At 36.3% G+C, this 16,829-nt stretch carries 20 protein-coding genes; all 20 read right to left on the bottom strand.

Going from position 1 to position 16,829, the window contains the following annotated elements:
• Positions 1-617: phosphorylase family protein (locus AC1TO8_RS23560; protein WP_482058019.1), on the bottom strand; the 617-nt coding region annotated here is incomplete at its 3' end.
• A gap of 160 nt (positions 618-777) precedes the next feature.
• Positions 778-1,284, bottom strand: coding sequence for a DUF2569 domain-containing protein (locus AC1TO8_RS23555; protein ID WP_482058018.1), 507 nt, complete (start codon positions 1,282-1,284; stop codon positions 778-780).
• 15 nt (positions 1,285-1,299) lie between these two features.
• The gene (locus tag AC1TO8_RS23550) at positions 1,300-1,515 is read right to left on the bottom strand and encodes a hypothetical protein (RefSeq protein WP_482058017.1); all 216 of its coding nucleotides are present in this window, start codon (positions 1,513-1,515) and stop codon (positions 1,300-1,302) included.
• 233 nt (positions 1,516-1,748) lie between these two features.
• Complete coding sequence (locus tag AC1TO8_RS23545) at positions 1,749-2,489, bottom strand: class I SAM-dependent methyltransferase (RefSeq protein ID WP_482058016.1); 741 nt, start codon at positions 2,487-2,489, stop codon at positions 1,749-1,751.
• 962 nt (positions 2,490-3,451) lie between these two features.
• A complete protein-coding gene (gene ltrA / locus AC1TO8_RS23540) occupies positions 3,452-4,810 on the bottom strand; it encodes a group II intron reverse transcriptase/maturase (protein ID WP_482058015.1) in 1,359 nt (452 codons plus the stop codon).
• Between the two features lie 885 nt (positions 4,811-5,695).
• Positions 5,696-5,899: an Imm50 family immunity protein gene (locus AC1TO8_RS23535; RefSeq protein WP_482058014.1), complete on the bottom strand. Its 204-nt coding sequence runs from the start codon at positions 5,897-5,899 to the stop codon at positions 5,696-5,698.
• A 222-nt stretch (positions 5,900-6,121) separates the two neighbouring features.
• A complete protein-coding gene (locus AC1TO8_RS23530; RefSeq protein ID WP_482058013.1) occupies positions 6,122-6,832 on the bottom strand; it encodes a metallophosphoesterase family protein in 711 nt (236 codons plus the stop codon).
• A 227-nt stretch (positions 6,833-7,059) separates the two neighbouring features.
• Positions 7,060-7,758, bottom strand: a complete 699-nt coding sequence (locus AC1TO8_RS23525) for a hypothetical protein (protein WP_482058012.1) — start codon at positions 7,756-7,758, stop codon at positions 7,060-7,062.
• Positions 7,759-7,761: 3 nt separating this feature from the next.
• The gene (locus tag AC1TO8_RS23520) at positions 7,762-7,902 is read right to left on the bottom strand and encodes a hypothetical protein (RefSeq protein ID WP_482058011.1); all 141 of its coding nucleotides are present in this window, start codon (positions 7,900-7,902) and stop codon (positions 7,762-7,764) included.
• 97 nt (positions 7,903-7,999) lie between these two features.
• A complete protein-coding gene (locus AC1TO8_RS23515) occupies positions 8,000-8,557 on the bottom strand; it encodes a DEAD/DEAH box helicase family protein (protein ID WP_482058020.1) in 558 nt (185 codons plus the stop codon).
• 299 nt (positions 8,558-8,856) lie between these two features.
• Positions 8,857-9,228 carry a DUF5412 domain-containing protein gene (locus AC1TO8_RS23510; RefSeq protein ID WP_482058010.1) on the bottom strand — a complete coding sequence of 124 codons (372 nt, stop codon included), beginning with the start codon at positions 9,226-9,228 and terminating at the stop codon, positions 8,857-8,859.
• A gap of 386 nt (positions 9,229-9,614) precedes the next feature.
• Positions 9,615-10,007 (bottom strand): hypothetical protein, encoded by a 393-nt coding sequence (locus tag AC1TO8_RS23505; protein WP_482058009.1) that lies wholly within the window; start codon positions 10,005-10,007, stop codon positions 9,615-9,617.
• Positions 10,008-10,281: 274 nt separating this feature from the next.
• Positions 10,282-11,211, bottom strand: a complete 930-nt coding sequence (locus tag AC1TO8_RS23500) for a hypothetical protein (RefSeq protein ID WP_482058008.1) — start codon at positions 11,209-11,211, stop codon at positions 10,282-10,284.
• A 279-nt stretch (positions 11,212-11,490) separates the two neighbouring features.
• Complete coding sequence (locus AC1TO8_RS23495; protein WP_482058007.1) at positions 11,491-12,288, bottom strand: hypothetical protein; 798 nt, start codon at positions 12,286-12,288, stop codon at positions 11,491-11,493.
• A gap of 230 nt (positions 12,289-12,518) precedes the next feature.
• Complete coding sequence (locus AC1TO8_RS23490) at positions 12,519-13,028, bottom strand: GNAT family N-acetyltransferase (protein WP_482058006.1); 510 nt, start codon at positions 13,026-13,028, stop codon at positions 12,519-12,521.
• A 673-nt stretch (positions 13,029-13,701) separates the two neighbouring features.
• Positions 13,702-14,505, bottom strand: a complete 804-nt coding sequence (locus AC1TO8_RS23485; protein ID WP_482058005.1) for a hypothetical protein — start codon at positions 14,503-14,505, stop codon at positions 13,702-13,704.
• A gap of 98 nt (positions 14,506-14,603) precedes the next feature.
• Positions 14,604-14,804 (bottom strand): hypothetical protein, encoded by a 201-nt coding sequence (locus tag AC1TO8_RS23480; protein ID WP_482058004.1) that lies wholly within the window; start codon positions 14,802-14,804, stop codon positions 14,604-14,606.
• A 135-nt stretch (positions 14,805-14,939) separates the two neighbouring features.
• Entirely contained in the window at positions 14,940-15,095 is a 156-nt protein-coding gene (locus tag AC1TO8_RS23475) for a hypothetical protein (RefSeq protein ID WP_482056481.1), read from the bottom strand.
• A gap of 401 nt (positions 15,096-15,496) precedes the next feature.
• Entirely contained in the window at positions 15,497-16,603 is a 1,107-nt protein-coding gene (locus AC1TO8_RS23470) for a hypothetical protein (RefSeq protein WP_482058003.1), read from the bottom strand.
• Positions 16,604-16,829, bottom strand: a 226-nt coding sequence (locus tag AC1TO8_RS23465; protein WP_482058002.1) for a hypothetical protein, incomplete at its 5' end; no start/stop codon positions are given.

Below are 16,829 nucleotides of genomic sequence, written 5' to 3'. Positions count from 1 at the left end.
TTTGCTGTATTATTATTTGCTTTGTCAGATACAGATTTCAATCCTAAGAAATCAATACTATTTAAATAGCTTACATGAGCAAACGCTGCTATCTCTTGATCGACCGCTATTGCATTGAAGTCTTCCCTCAATTTATTACTAATAGAATCTTCTCTAATGCGCTGATCCCCAGAGACAAATTTTCCGAAATGAACATTGGGATATGCGTCACCCAGGTATGATTTGAACATTTGAACAAGTCTATCAGACGAATCTACTATACTACTTCTGCCAAGGTATTCATCTCTAGGATCAATCGAGGAATTAGCATCCGTTACATCATGCTGAAGACTTTGCTCTGCTACTATGATGTCGCCTCCACTAATTTCTTCTGATAATCCACCACAAATTCCAGTCATGTAAATCTCACTGGGTTTATACTGTGTTATCAACAATTGAACACAACTTGCAGTTTTTACTTTACCAACTCCTGATACTACTGAAATAATAGACAAATCCGAGTTTTGATATTGATAAAATGTCCACGCACCTATTTGTGCATGGGATATCGGAGGATACTGTTCAAATAAATATTGTAACTCAGGCTCCCAAGCAGCAACTATACCTATTATCTTCATATAATCCCCCTAAGAAAATGCCTTCCTTGTTTCAAAGATTCGGACTTTTCTTATAACGTTTGGGCATCTGCGAACCCTCACCGACTTAAGCCCAAAGGACGGCCGCGACGCGGTAGCTTTTTAAAACTGCGTCCCAAACGAGTTGATGCCCTCATTTGAGTTATCTTATAAATGTATTCATTACCCGTTCTGATTTAAGAAAATATGCTACCCATATGATACACGTTATAGCTGATTTAATTATATCCCTTATCGAGCTTCCATTTTCTAGTTCCTTAGCAATAGCAATTTGCTGCAATAATATGTAGTCAACAATACCAATAAATAAACTTAGCGAATAAAACATGATCATTAGTCGTGGAACAATTGATTTTTTTCTATAAAACTGAACTAGAATATAAATACTAAAAATGAAAAATGAAATGTTATAAATTGCTTCAAATATAATTGTCGGCTTCCATAATGGGTCGTACAGTGACGAGCCTTCTGAGGTCAGTAACTGCCAAGTTTCATCTGTAAATGAGTATAGATTATATCCAATTATTTGAATGATTAATCCGATAATGGTCAAGTAAAGACCCATTTGAATTAAAATTAACCAGCCTCCTAATCCCGATACACCAAGTCTTACATTACCACCTCTTATTTCATTTATGTTTGTCTCCATAAACTACACTTCCTTTTAATTTATTTGCATGAATCTTGTATAACATTTGGCTATCCTACCCGTTCCAACCCCAACATCTAATACGGTTTTGTTTTTAGCCTTTACTGCATCGAAAAACATAGGACCATCCCATTTGTTCATATGAGCTTGTAATAATGGAGGATCCTGTAGTGGATCATTACCCTCATCAATCAGCAATTCATAATGCTCCAGAGTGCTAACAATATTCATGAGTATGCCTTCCCCTTTTTATTTTGTGTTTTTATACCTCTATGCCCATGTCGTACAACGCTTTGTATTCACGACGTCGATTTCCCTTAGATAGCTCTTATCTTAGGGAAATCAATGTGTCGCTTGAATCCTTCTTCCTCGAAATGCCTCCGGCGACCAAGGGGCGAATGCCCCGCAGTAGGAATGCGATGTAGATGATGTCCCCGGCTTCAATGAATTTCAAGCATAGGATCTTATATATATTTTGGTTGTCCTAGCCACACTTCTGTATCGTACATTACTGTAATTACACCATCTCTTGCCAAATCATTGAATCGTTGTTTATGTGCTTCTTGAAATATTACGAACCATTCCTCTCTCTCATCCGGTGATTCCATGCTAGAGATAACTGCCCCCCAATATTCTTCCCATGTCTCATTATGCTCTTGTTTAAACAAATATCTATTTGGTGTTGAGTCTCCAAAGAAATATTGAACTGGTTTTGTGTGCCTAGACTCAGTCAATCGCTTAACATATTGTTCATCGTTACATACTCGCAATGTATTCCTGAAAAAATTTGAGTCATCATAATATGAAAAAACAGCTAACATTCCATTAGGTTTAAGTATCCTTTTAAATTCTTTAATTGTACTTTCTGGTTGAAATCTATGATAAGCATTGGCTGCTACAACTAGATCTATAGAATGTGCAAGCAGATTTGTATTCTCAGCTAATCCATCTTGGAATTCTACATCCTCTCTTTCCCCAATCAGTTCCTTTGCAAGTTCACGCATTTCAAAATCAGGTTCTATTACAAATACCTTCTTTACATTACCAACAAAATGTTTTGTCAAAAGTCCAGTTCCTGCACCAATATCGGCAACTACACCTTGACCTACATTCGCTATATCAATAACATATTTACTCGCTTCTGTTGAAAAGGGTAATCGATACTTAGCATATTGCATGGCTTTATCACGAGTCATTCTATTCATTATTTAAGCTCCTTTGTATGGACTTAATATTATAGATTTAATGATTTACGGGGATTTCACCTAACGTAACGCATTCCTGACGTTCAAGCGGCTTAAGTGACCGAAGGGAACGGGTCGTCAGACTTAGCCGATTGAATGTGTCCCCTGAATCCGCTTCTCCGAGATCCCTCTTGGTGACCAAGGAGTGACAGCGACGATGTAGGAATGTATTGTTATATGATGTCAGCGTCTTCTTTGAATAGCCCCACTTTAAGTTATCTTGAAATCGTGTTTCGTTAGTACAAAACTCGTTTCATTCTTTTAATGTCCAGAAGTAGAAAATACACTGACGGGGTATACAAGATAAATACGATTAAACCACCAATTTCACTATGAGGCATCCCAAATATTCCATTGTTAGTCATATAGGTAACAGTTATGAGGTAAGCTATAGGGTATACCGCTTGAATATATTTTTTGAGTGTAGATTCTCTTCTTATAATATATCCTATAAAAAGTGAAAGGAGCATAGGTATCGGCAATGTTATCATTAAATGAAAATACTTATAATAATCAGGATCATACCATGGTAATTGCTCGTAATTAGACGAGAATAAATACAAAGTAAACAAATAGCCAAATTGGCTGAGAATGTGAAATGATATATTTAATAATCTCGTAGTATCTTCCTTCAACATCATTCTTCATCCTCCAGTAATGCTACAGTTAACTATTCTTGGTTCGCAATCATAAATTCCTCTAGTTCATTCATCTACACTTTTTGACTATTTTCAAGTAAACTGCGCTTTAGGTGAATAGCTTCACACCTTAGATGTTCAATGTATTAATGAGGGTTTTAATGATGTTCGCTGATTTCCTAGTCACGGTAGAAACGCCAGTTACCTGACGTCCCCCGCACAGATCCCGGCGTGCGGAATTACCGCACCGGGCTCTTCAAGAACATTCGCTTTTGTACGTCAGCATTAGAAATCAAACTGTAGTTGGATATGCTTTGACTCTACTATTCGAGGGGTTATAACCCCGTTCCTTTTTAATAAGGGTGAGAATTCTACCCAATTGAAGCTCCGTCTCTGACTCCTTCGATTTAGCCATTTATACAGAATCTTCATCATTGCCATATGAAACTGGCTCAGACTCTTGTAATTTCCAATGAGTCCATAATAATTATAGTAGCCACGAAGTTTTCTGTTTAGTTTTGGGATCAGGTTTCGTATCCGATTATTCCGGTTTTCTTTGCACCATTCTTTGAATACCACGATTGATTTCCTTAGCTTATTTCGGGATGTTCGTCGCTTCAGGCTATCTTTCCCTTTCCGTGACTTTCCCCACCGAAATTCAAATCCTAGGAATTCAAACGTTGTATTCTCTTTTTGTCGAAACCGTGAGAAACTGATGATGTGTGTTTTCTCTGCCGAAAGTTCCAGTTTGAATTTCTTCAATCTTTCTCCCAGTGCTCGGAAAAAACGTTGGGCATCCCCTCGATATTGAAAAGCACAGACAAAGTCGTCTGCATACCTACAGATATATGCCTCTCCTTCACAGCTCTTCTTTACGACTTTCTCGAACCAAAGATCTAGTGCATAGTGCAGGTAGATATTCGCCAAGACTGGACTGATGACTCCACCTTGTGGGCATCCGGTAATTGGATGTTTTATTTTCCCATCGGTGTCTAGGATTCCTGCCTTTAACCATTTCCTAATGAGTCTCAGAAAGGGTTGATCAGCTATTCTTTGACTGAGCATCTGTAGCATCCATTCGTGGTCAATATTTTCAAAGAATCCGGATATATCTGCTTCTACGATGTAGCTGTATTTCCCATAGCTTAACGTATGGCTGAGATCTTTGACGGATTTTTGGGCTCCTGTGTTTGGTCGGTACCCATAGCTACTTGCTAGAAATTCCGTTTCATAAATAGTTTCTAGGATTTCCGCACTCGCTTTTTGTACGATTTTATCCGAAACTGTAGGAATGCCCAGGGGTCGTTTCTTTCCATTCCCTTTTTCGATGTAGACTCTACGTACCAACTTTGCCCGATAGGTTTTATCTTTGAGTTGTTCCTCCACTTGGACAACATTCGCATCCAAATCTTCTGCATACGACTCATATGTGACCTGATCGACACCTGCCGCTGCCTTTTTCTTAAGTTGATGAAAAGCTTGGCGTAGTGTTCCTCGGTGCAGTAACCCATAGACGTTTCCAAATCGGTGTGTCTGATTTCTTCTTGCCTTCCTTGCTATTCCCTGCAGTGAGGTTTGCCTATGGTGTTCCAGTCCTACATGTCCGGCATAGGTTTCCTTTACAAGCTTCATATTCTTGTCCATCCCTTCCCCATGTAATCGGCTCTCCCGATCTCGGAGTACTATGAATGAATCCGAACTCCCTAATCGCCATTAACTTTCCTCTTTTTCGATTGTCCAGCCTACCTACTCCTTGGACTAGGAGCGATTAGGGACCTCCCAAGTTCCTGACTCATCTCTCCATGCATGCCACGTGCTTTGACCCCGACAGACCCTCCAGAACCTTACCTTTCATTCTAAGAAGATTCGTATTGCGGGCTTCTATTAACGGTTCCTTTGCTTGGACTTCCGTGACGTTAAACACGTTGTCGTCTGTTCTTTGTTTGGTTTCCCAAACTGCATTGACGAGGCTGAATATGCTTCAGGAGGTACATCTCCTTATGGCCTACATGGTTCTCTGTGTACACTTCACTTAGCAGTTACCTGTGTCAGCGCAACACTCGATAGGGGTAGTTGGTTAGACCTTGCCCCACAAGGACTTTCACCTTGTAAGATGTGCCAAACTTCTTGGCGTACTAACGTTTGTGTATCTACGAACCTGAAAGGCTTAAAGGAGCGCAGCGACTGGGTGGCTCCACCACTTAGCCTTGCAGAGTTGTCTGCTGATTCTACTTCTTTGAAAATCCTCGACAGACCAAGGAGTGTAGCGACGCAGCGTAGATACCATGTTATGTGGCGTTGCTCCTTCGTTGAGATACCAACAAGGTTTTAATTAGTTCCATTTATGTATCCCTGAATTGATTGGATAAATCCATACTTCGCTTTAATTATTCCTTTAAAAGATCCGTCGAATTTGATATTAATCGTCTCTTCTTCATCTTTATAGATTTCAACGTTATTTAAGAGTTTATCGATATTTGAATTTCTATTTAATTGAATGTCGAATTTAAACACATCAGAAAAGTCCAATTAAATTTGAACTGTATTGTATCCTTGATTCGTCCATTTTTGAGGTGGTTTTTCTGCATAATCAGGTAGATCAAACCTTATTGAAACACTATCTCCATATTCAATTTTTAATTCTAGAATGTTGACGTTATCTAATTGAGGCACAGATATAAATAACGAATTAAGAAATATTTTTTGATGTTCATCAAGCACATCAGCCCACATGTCAGTTACCTCCTTGAAAAATGTACTTGAGCAATGTCACATAACGTTTGGCATTCCTGACGTTCAAGCAGCTTAAGGACCGTAGGTCCGGGTCGTCAGACTTAGCTGGTTGAATGTGTCGCCTGAATCTACTTCTCCGAAAACCCTCTTGGCGACCGAGGAGCATCAGCGACGAAGCTGGAATGTTCTGTTAGGTGATGTCCCCCACTTCCTTGAATCACTTCAACAGTTCAATATTTGTTCCGTTATATAGGATCCATCTTGGAAAATTAAACAATTTAACTGCATTCCATATGCGCATCCGCCATCAATACCTATCTTGTCTTCACTAAACCAAATATTCGATGTACCGTGGATATCTATTGTTCTTGTATGTCCAAAAATGACTCTTTTATTTAGATTCTTAAAAATGTATCGAATGAATTCATCCTTAATATACATAAAATCGTGTTCTGGCTGGTTCTTCCAATCAATAAAATTGGGATTCAATCCTGCATGAACATAAATGTGATCATGGTCTTCGTGATATAAAGGTAGTTTACTTAAAAAGTCAATATGATGACTAAAAAATGTATTAATTGTATCTTTCGCCCGGTTCATGATTTCATCAGAGATTTCATTACTAATATTGCAATAACTTTGAAGGGTTTGTATTCCTCCATGTTCTATAAATTTTGATCTAATCAATTTGCTATCATTATTTATTAAGTCAACTAAACGTTGGTCATGATTGCCTCGTAATGCAATAGCATTATGCTTACTTACTAATTCGATTACTTTATCAACTACTTCTTTACTGTTAGGCCCTCTATCTACATAATCACCAAGCAAAACTAACTGATCATATTTCGAATTGTATTTGATAATATGCAATAACTGATTTAATTGATCGATACACCCATGAATATCGCTAATCATTATCGTTCGCTTCATAGAATCTCCTTTAGTATCCACTTTTTAAGCCTTTAGGGGATTTCACCTAACGTTGCGCATTCCTGACGTTCAAGCAGCTTAAGTGACCAAAGGGAACGGGTCGTCAGACTTAGCTGGTTGAATGTATCGCCTGATTAATCCACTTCGAAATCCTTCTTGGCGATCAAGGGCGAATGCCCGCAGTATGAATGCCTTGTTAGGTGATGTTATCGCCTTCTTCGCATTCACTAACAAATTACTTTATCGATCTTTCGTATCTCTTTGTCAAACTTATAAAAGGTATCTGATATATTAGCTAGTTTTGAATCTGGCGACCATTTAAGAAAATACGGAAAATCTTGAATATTCTTAAAATGGAGAGATTCTAATAACTCTTCAATAAAAACTAGACCATCAATATCTAAATATTCTTTATAGTAGTTCAATAGTTTTCTAAGATATTGTTCAATAACTAAAGAATACCGGTACCAATGATCTATTAATATTATTGTTTTTTCAGGATCTATTTCCCGCAAGTTATCAAGTTTCATCAGTAATTCCTTAAAATCTTCTTCATTATTTAGTTGTTGATATAAGACAGCATTACTAACTTGATTATTTAATTGGCTAATCAAATTGTTTAAAATTCTAGTATGATTAATAATGACTCCATCCAATAAAGACTTAATTCTAGAACTAACAATTTTTTTCTTTCTTATTTCCGGAATAAATACAACAAAATAGTAAAATAACGCACTCATAATAAAACCGGTGCTTAGCTCTGTAAGTTTGGTCAAAGTATAGTTAACCTTTGCAACATTCCAACTATTAAAAGGAACCTGAATATCGATTGTTACACCAACAAAAATAATAATTATTATTGAAGTTATGCTTCCCCAAATCATAACTTTGTGATGGTTTGCAAGTATCCGATAAATGAAATTCATAATTTATGACTCCTTATCTTTAATGTCTCTAGCGATAATTTCACCTAACGTTTGGCATTCCTGACGTTCAAGCAGCTTAAGTGACCGTAGGGAACGGGTCGTCAGACTTAGCTGGTTGAATGTGTCGCCTGAATTGGCTTCCACGAAATTCCTCTTGGCGACCACGGAGCGACAGCGACGATGTAGAAATGCATTGTTATAGGATGTCAGCGTCTTCTTCGATTAACTTTCATAGATCACATTATAAATTTAATTTTTCTTTAATCGATTTTGCCACTTCTTCTGCACTTAAATTTGTATTATTAATCCTCAGATAGTTTTCTCTTAAAATTTCCCCTTGGCTAGAGTTCAGCCTGTGGTTTTCCATGGTTTTTAATAAATCTTTTTCAGATTGTTCAATATTTCTTTTTGTTGGCTTTTGTTCAAGTCTAAAAGGAGTTGTGTTCCGTTCTAATCTTTCTTCAATATCTGCCTCAAGTTCAACAGAATATATCTCTGCACCTTTTGATTCAAAAATATCACAGGTTTGTCTTACAAAATCCCAATCTCCCTGAAGATCAAATCCCCATACATAGGTAAATATAAGACCATATTGATTGCTATTAGAAAATGATTCAAAAAACTCTCTTCGTAAGAGATTAGCTAACCTCCATGTTTCACTTCCGAAACCAAAATAAGGATGAAATAACTCAATCGACATGTGATTATGAAACAATTTCAAATCAGTAATCTTCGTTAGTTCATGACCAACTGTCATCTTTCCAACGGCCTGGGGTCCAAATATTAAAATGAATTTGATTGTAATCACTCCTGCATTTTATAGTTTTTCGCTGATTTCCTATAACGTTTGGGTATCTACGAATCCTCACCACCTTAAAGGAGCAAAGCGACTGGCCGCGACGCGGTTAGGAGGTGCAGGGTTGTCTGCTGAATCCTCATCCTAGAAATCCCTCTTGCAGACCAAGGTTCATAAGAACCGCAGCGTAGATATGATGTTAGACGATGGACTTGACTCCTTGAATTCACAAACAAATGTCATTGATCAAATACATCAAGTATTTTCAAATTGTTGAAGGCATTGTTCGTAGCGATATATTTTCAATACCTTCTGAAGTCATATTTATCATTTGGTAGATTCAAAATATGACCGTTAATATTAACTGTATCGTCATCTAACCAAGTGATGTCCGCAGTTTCTTCTTTATAATTCCAATAAATATTTCTTGGCTTTTTTGAACTCTTATTAAAGATGAGTTGCCCTCTAACAGTAAAACCTGTTGTTGCACCACCGCTGGAAAGATACGCCTTTACTGTATATGTACCTACTGGTGAAGTTGATTGTGAAATGATTTCACCACCAGTGAACCTATTCATATCGTAAAACGCCCAGTACCAACCATACCCTATCACGCAAGTAACGAGAATGATTGGAAGTAATATGTATAATATAATTTTTCTTTTGATTCGCATTCACCCTCTTTCATTGTAATGTTATGCCTTACTGAAAGTTTGAATGTTACTTTATATTTCATAATTGCAAGTATCAAGCAATATGGCATTTACTTATTACATATATCTTTTGATTTCATCGCTTTTGATCTTTATTACATTCTTTTGAACTTAATACCCTGTAATTATTACAAGTCTTTCGTCTAACGTTTGGCATTCCTGACGTTCAACCAGCTTAAGTGACCGAAGGAAACGGGTCGTCAGACTTAGCTGGTTGAATGTATCGACTGAATTCCCCCCTCTGAAGTTCCTCTTGGCGATCAAGGGCGAATGCCCGCAGTAGGAATGCTGTGTTATAAGATGTCCCCGCCTTCATTGATTAAACTTATACATTATTCTTAAAGTTTTTATAAATCTTCTTTGTTAATTGTCATTAATAGTTTTTCCATAGTGTTAAATATTGCTCTTGTAAGTGTTCCTCCACTTCCCTTATATTCTTTTTCGTTTTTATCAGAAATTATTAATTTAAATCCTGATCCAATATTCTTAATTAGTTTCATCCCATAACCTTCTATGTGTATCCAATCAAATATTTCATCTATTGTATATAATCTTATGCCTTCTTTATAAACTTCATCTGGTGCAAGAATTAAATCTTCACCAGTAATCCTCCCACCTATACTCCATTCTGTATTCTTATAACTATAATATTGATAAGCATATACATCTTCAGATTCATAGGGTGGTTTAAATCCTAATTCTTTGAGTCTCTTCGTATCTTCCTCTTTTAAATAGATCATTCCTACCTCCTTGACTATCCTTGTGTAAGTAGATTCGAGTATTATATCTTTTTATGTTTGTGGAGATTTCTTATAACGTGTTAGCATTCACGAACCAGAGAACCTTAAGCCCCAACGTGGCAGCCGCGTCGCGGTTAGGTTCGAAGGGATTGTCACCTGATTCAACTTCGCCGAAAACACTTCTAGCGATCAAGAGACTCGTATAGAGTACATATGCGTTAATGCTATGTTATAAGGAGTATCTGCTTTCTTTGAATTTGCGATAACATTCATATCAAAACGTATTGATATGAGGATATTTACTTAATTGGTTCGGACTTCCGATTAAGTGTTGAGTAAATTGTGAGCTCTCAGTAAGATCATCTAACACATAGTTGATTAAGAATCCATGTGCTTTTTCTACTTTACATAATTCTACTCCCTTTACTTCTAACTTGTTTTTAGCATTTAAAGGATTAAAACAAACATTATGTCCCTTTTTATTCGCGATGGAGGGATATACCCAACCATCGCGTGAATTATCGAGAAATGTATAGCATTCCTTAATAAGATTAGATGAAATCTTGTATAGATACTTATTACTATCCGAAACTTCTTTAGTAAAGATATCCTTAAAAAAATCAGTTAAAGTTTTTAAATTATCATTTTCTTCATCAGTGAGATAGTTTCGTTCCTGGTTATGGCCAATAATACTTACAAATATATCTTCCTTCGCTTCGTATGTTATTAATGCGAAAGGTTCATTTTCTTGTAGTTTCATTTCATTAATAGCAAGAATAGGATAATCTGCAGACGTGTAAAGAAGGGACTCTGCTGGATAATTCAGCCTTCCGTAGTCTTTCACATATTGTTCAGGAGGATTCCAAAGATCTCCCCAAGAAGACATTTCCTTCGGCGGAATATCTCTTACATTGTCAGAAATTTTTCTGACACGATAGAACTTATGTCCTCTGCTATATACATAGGTCCAAGTAGGGATATTATAGTAACCCTGTAGTGTTATTGGGTTAAAAAAAGTCATTACCTCTCTTATTGACTTTCTAATTAAAGAATCATCAGCAGTACTTAAATTCTTATTTTCAAAATCACTCCACTTTTTAAAAAAAAGATTAGCATCAAAGCTATGAAGATAAAGTCTCTCAAACATTATTGCATCTTTAGAATCGGGCTCAAAATAATATCTTTGGTCTTGATTATTATTCATTTTCATACACCTCATTTAGATACTAGTTCTTAAAATTCTTTGCAGAGATTTCTTATAACGTTTCCGTGTTCACGACGTCCCACCGCCTTAAGAGAACGGAATGAGCGGTCGCGATGCAGTTAGGTGGTGCGGATGTGTCTGGCTGAATTACTTTCTTCTACTGAAATGCCTCTCCGAATCACATCTAACTTCGGCCGTACCGAGGGGCGAATGCCCCGATACGAGAACACAATGTTATATGCCTGTTGGGGCCGTCTTCGAAATACCTTAGGAGTATCTTTAGGCTTCTTTACATACACTCTTATATTTAAGCATGGAACTATCCAACTTAAAATTTAACCAACCATTAACTAATGTTAGAAGATTTCGTTTTGTTTCTTCTACTGGAGGTGGTGTCATAATAGACTGCAACTTGGTTGGATCTTTTACTGTTGTATACCCATGTCTAGAAAATAATCCTGAAAGAATAAAATTATTCATATACCCTCTAACATTGCCCGCGTTTAAAAAGCTGTGTGAATCCTTTACTCGTACAGAATAATTAAACCCAGTATCCTTTATTTCTGGCCAATCATTCTCAATCGTTTCATTTATTCTATAGACATTTATATAAAAATATTGTGATGAGTTGAATGCATCTTCTAAGAAGTAAAGAACATTTCTTACCAAATAATCATTGGCCGCCAAGTCTAAGTAATCATCATAAATATTATTATATTTGTATTTATTAAGAGTTCTATTTACAAATGGGTCTGAAAGTTCCTCTAATGCAATATTTTCATCTTTATCTAAAATAATTTCCCTCTGATTTAAAATAATTTTATTGGAATCAAAATATAGTAAATAACTTTCAGTTAGTCTTTGTATTGAATTAAATAATTTAATTAATGCTTGTCCCCTATAAATTGCTCTCTTATTTTCTTCACTTCCCAAGTTGTCTAAATGAGCTGAGCCTAGAAAATAGTTACAATGACCATTTTGAAGTTCATATTCATAAACAAAAATATGATTTGTAAAACTATTCAGATACGTTCTAGCTGGTCCTGGATTTATTATTGGAATTAACCATGTAGTCATATTAGTCCTCCATTATAATCAATCATCTTCCTTTCGCCCCAATTGCGTATAACGTATTTATGTTCCTGACGCCTTACCGACTTAAAGCCCGTTAGGGCTGACCGCGATGCGGTTAGTCGGTGCAGGTGTGTCTGCTGAATTCACTTCCTTGAAATCCCTCTTGCAGACCAAAAGGCGTTAGCCTTGCAGCAGGAACATGGTGTTATCGGATGCCCCTGCCTCCTTTGAATTCACTTATAAAAATAAGTCATTAATTCCTCATCATATCCTTGTTCTTTGTATTCTAAGGCATTCTTCTCTATGCCATATGTTTCAAATCCCAACTTCTTGTATAGCTCAATCGCTACTCTGTTTAAAGCTACAACACATAGGTTTATTTGTTTCAAATCTTCTAATCTGTTTCCTCTATTAATTACTTCTTCTAATAGCTCTTTAGCAATTCCCTTGCCTCGGTATTCCGGGGATACGTAAACTCCCCAAATCATCCCTTTATGTTTAATTTTAATTCCTTGTTCTCTTCTAAATCCGATCATACCTACAATTTGGTTATCTTCTTTAAATGCTCCTAATATATAATTGTCGCTCTCATTTTTTATTCTATTTTGGACTTCAGATATCGGAATATGTACCGATTCTTCATAAGAAGCTCCGAATGCTTCTGGATTCATTCTCAGTGCTTCTAATCTAAACTTCCAATACACTTCAACTTCTTCTCGGTTTATGTTCTTTATATAATACATCTAAGAAAGTCCTCTCAATAATATTATTTTCGCAGGGGTTTCCGATAACGTTGCGCATTTCTGACGTCCAAACGGCTTAAGGACCGTAGGTCCGGGTGGCTCTGCCACTTAGCCGGTTGGATGTGTCGCCTGATTCCACTTCTCCGAAATACCTCTTGGCGACCAAGGAGCGTTAGCGACGAAGCAAAAATGCATTGTTATAAGATGTCCGGGGCTTCTTTGAATATTCTCATTAATTCTTTAATAAATCACTTCTCCGAAAAGCTCTAGCAAAACGTCACTTCAAATCTACTTCTTCGAGATGCCTCAGAAAACGTCACTTCAATCTACTTCTTTGAAATGCCTCAGTACAATGTCATTTCAAATTTGCTTCCTGGATAAACCCTAGTAGCATGTCACTTCAAATCTACTTCATTGAAATATCCTAAGCAATAACAAATGTCTTTACCCCGGATTTCTTATAACGTTTGTGCATTCCTGACGTTCAATCGGCTTAAGTGACTGAAGGGAACGGGTCATAGACTTAGCTGTTTGAATGTGTCGCCTGAATTTACTTCTCAGAAATCCCTCTTGGCGACCAAGGAGCGTATGCGATGACGTAGGAATGTTTTGTTATCGGATGTCAGCGACTTCTTGAAATACCTACAGTACTTACGTAGTCGTTATCTTGCTTTCAGAAATCAAAATCTGGAATAAAGTCATCTTTTATACTCATTAAACCATCACCGTAAATTACTTCGATTACATGCTCATTACCCTCCGCGTTTTTGATCACGAATATAAACTTGCGTGAATATTGAAGGTTTATGTTTTTTTCATCAGAATAATCTTTGTAGTTTTTAATAACATCTTCAGCGACCCAAATCGGAACCTCAATATCGTCTGGGTTTAAAAAACGTGCTAGTTCGTTCGCCTTTTCCTTCTTAATAAGGTCTAAATAATGAGTGACCATTTCTTCCGCATAAGGAAAATACCTGACATAGGAATTACGGTAGGATTTACCACCATCTTCTTTGTAGAGAATTATCAACGAATTCTCAACATTGTCTTCATTAGTGTTAATATCCTTCAGATTGAATTCATACTGTCCCAAAGAGGGATTCATTGCAAAGCCATCGTAATTGATATGGACTGTTAGAGTATTCAGATCAAAGTTGCCTTCGAAGCCTTCAATTATTTTCTTTACTCCTTCTGTCTGAAGCAGCATATCATCAAGAAGCAATCTTAATTTTTCTGCGTTTTTATCCTTTATAACTTCAATGAACTCTTGAGCATCCTGTATCGCTTTTATTTCATCTTTATTGATATTCTCTTGGGTTGTTTCGTCTGCATCATTGATAGTTGTATCGATACCTTCTGTTACTTTTTCCTCTATACTATTAATCGTCCTACCATTTTGAATTTCATCTTCCACTGATTTTTCGCAACCCGTTAATATCATAAGCGCAAGAAAAAAAGAAATTACATATCGATACATTTACCTTAAACTCCTGTCCTTTATGTTTTGTTGTGCTACCCTTAATTTTAATTGATGAATAAAAGTCCTTTTTCATTTTTTACTCTTACGCTGATTTCCTATAACGTTTGGCATTCCTGACGTTCAAGCGGCTTAAGTGACCATAGGGAACGGGTCGTCAGACTTATCCGGTTGAATGTGTCGCCTGATTCCGCTTCTCTGAAAATCCCCTTGGCGATCGAGGAGCGAATGCGACGACGTAGGAATGCTGTGTTATCCGATGACCTCGACCTCTTCGAATCTTCCTTCAAAAATCTCATAGCCCTTTAACATCTGCCTATAAATCAATTGGATAATAATTTTAAAGCCAAATAATTAATAGTTTTCCCGGAGTTCTTCAGTTCTTAATAGGTTGATTATGGTTTTTATTAGGGTGAATCTTCTTTGATTATTAATCACCCCCAAATAATATTTCCAATAACTTCTCCTACTTTAACAGAAGAGTTAAATAGTAATAAAAGTAAAAGGGCAACAAAAGTTACCAGATAATAGATAACCAATTGTGGATGTCTCTTTTTCCAATCATGATACTTATTTATCCAAGTATTCATAATAATCAGCTCCTTATTTATCAATCTTTTTTGGTGCTACTTCAACTATTTTTTTGATTAAATCTATTCACATTCAGTATTTGTAATAATTTATTATTTGATTTTATGTGAAGAATTCATAAGTTGTTAAAAAAGCTAGTATTGTAATACCTCAGTTACATTACCAAACAAGATACCAAACAAGATAATTTTAATTTTCTTATAGATTTTAAATATCGAGGTTTTCGGATAACGTTTGGCATTCCTGACGTTCGAGCGGCTTAAGGACCGAAGGTCCGGGTGGCTCTGCCACTTAGCCGGTTGGATGTGTCGCCTGATTACACTTCTCTGATAATCCCCTTGGCGACCGAGGAGCAATAGCGACGAAGCAAGAATGTTTTGTTAGGCGAAGGATCAGCTTCTTAGAACTGCTTCCAAAATTTCTTCACATCTTTTCTCGTTACTTTTTTATTTCCAAACAGATTTCTAACTCTATTTCCCTCAGACTCATCATAAAAGTAGTAGATTATTTCATCTATTTTTTGGTTGTTCAGGATCTCTTTGAATATGTGGTTATCATTGTTAGGCGAAAGACCCAATATTGTGATTGTACCTTCAATATCAGAAAACTTTTGAAGAGCATCATATTCTGAAAAAGACATTTCCGGATTCTCAAGTTTCACCATAATTGATTCATACATATTCCTAACAATTTGATTATCTGATTCTTTCCACTCTTCAATTTCAGACATAAGTTCGGGTTTTGTTTGCACACCATCCACAAATTTTGAAATCGCTATATTCGCTGACTTTCGCATATTAATAATAAAATCTTTTGTTTCCCCTGAGTAAGTTGTCAATGCATTAGAATACAAATGATCATATCCCGACACAATTATCGCACTATCCAGCGGTCTATCACTAAGCTGATTTCTTAAACTATCTGGGTTATAAACATCATCTAAAATATGAAATGCTCCATGTAAATAATAAACTTCCCTATCACTAAAAACCTCAATATTATTATCATAATTTGTTGTAAATATATTATTATATTCTTGAAAATAACCTCTTAATCCAAGAGGATAATTTTTATGAATCATATTTATTTTACCTGAGTTGTATATAGAATCTAATAGAGATACTCTTAATGCTTCCCTAGTATTATATTTCTCTGGATTTACAACACCATTTTTAATGCAGACTAAGTTATGTATAAAAAAATAATCTTCAAATCCAAGAGAATGAAATGTTGTGTACCAGTTTCTATTTTTGTATCTTTGTTTAAAATCTGAAAGTGCCATGTTATCATTTTCAGTCACGACATAAAGATCATATACTCCATCAAGAATATTATTCAATTGACTAAATAGATACTGAATCCATTGCTCAAGTTCCATTGGATATATTTCCTTCGGAAAAGTTTTTTTTTTAATATTGTTCACTACTCTTTGCAGAATGTTAGAATTTAAGTAATCACTTCCACCAAATTGTATCGTAATCCCATTACCAATTAGTATGTTTTTCATTTAAAATCCGCCTTTCGTGTGTGATCTCACAATTGTCGTTTTGTTACTTGTTACTGGTCTTTCGCCTAACGTTGTGCATTCCTGACGTTCAAGCAGCTTAAGTGACCGAAGGGAACGGGTCGTCAGACTTAGCTGGTTGAATGTATCGCCTGAATTAACTTCTCTGAAATCCCCCTTGGCGATCAAGGGCGAATGCCCACAGTAGGAATGCGGTGTTAGGCGATGC

This window comes from Paenibacillus sp. Y859, assembly GCF_056786405.1.
Note: the sequence above shows the minus strand (reverse complement) of the source record. Positions and strands in the feature narration are given on the sequence as shown.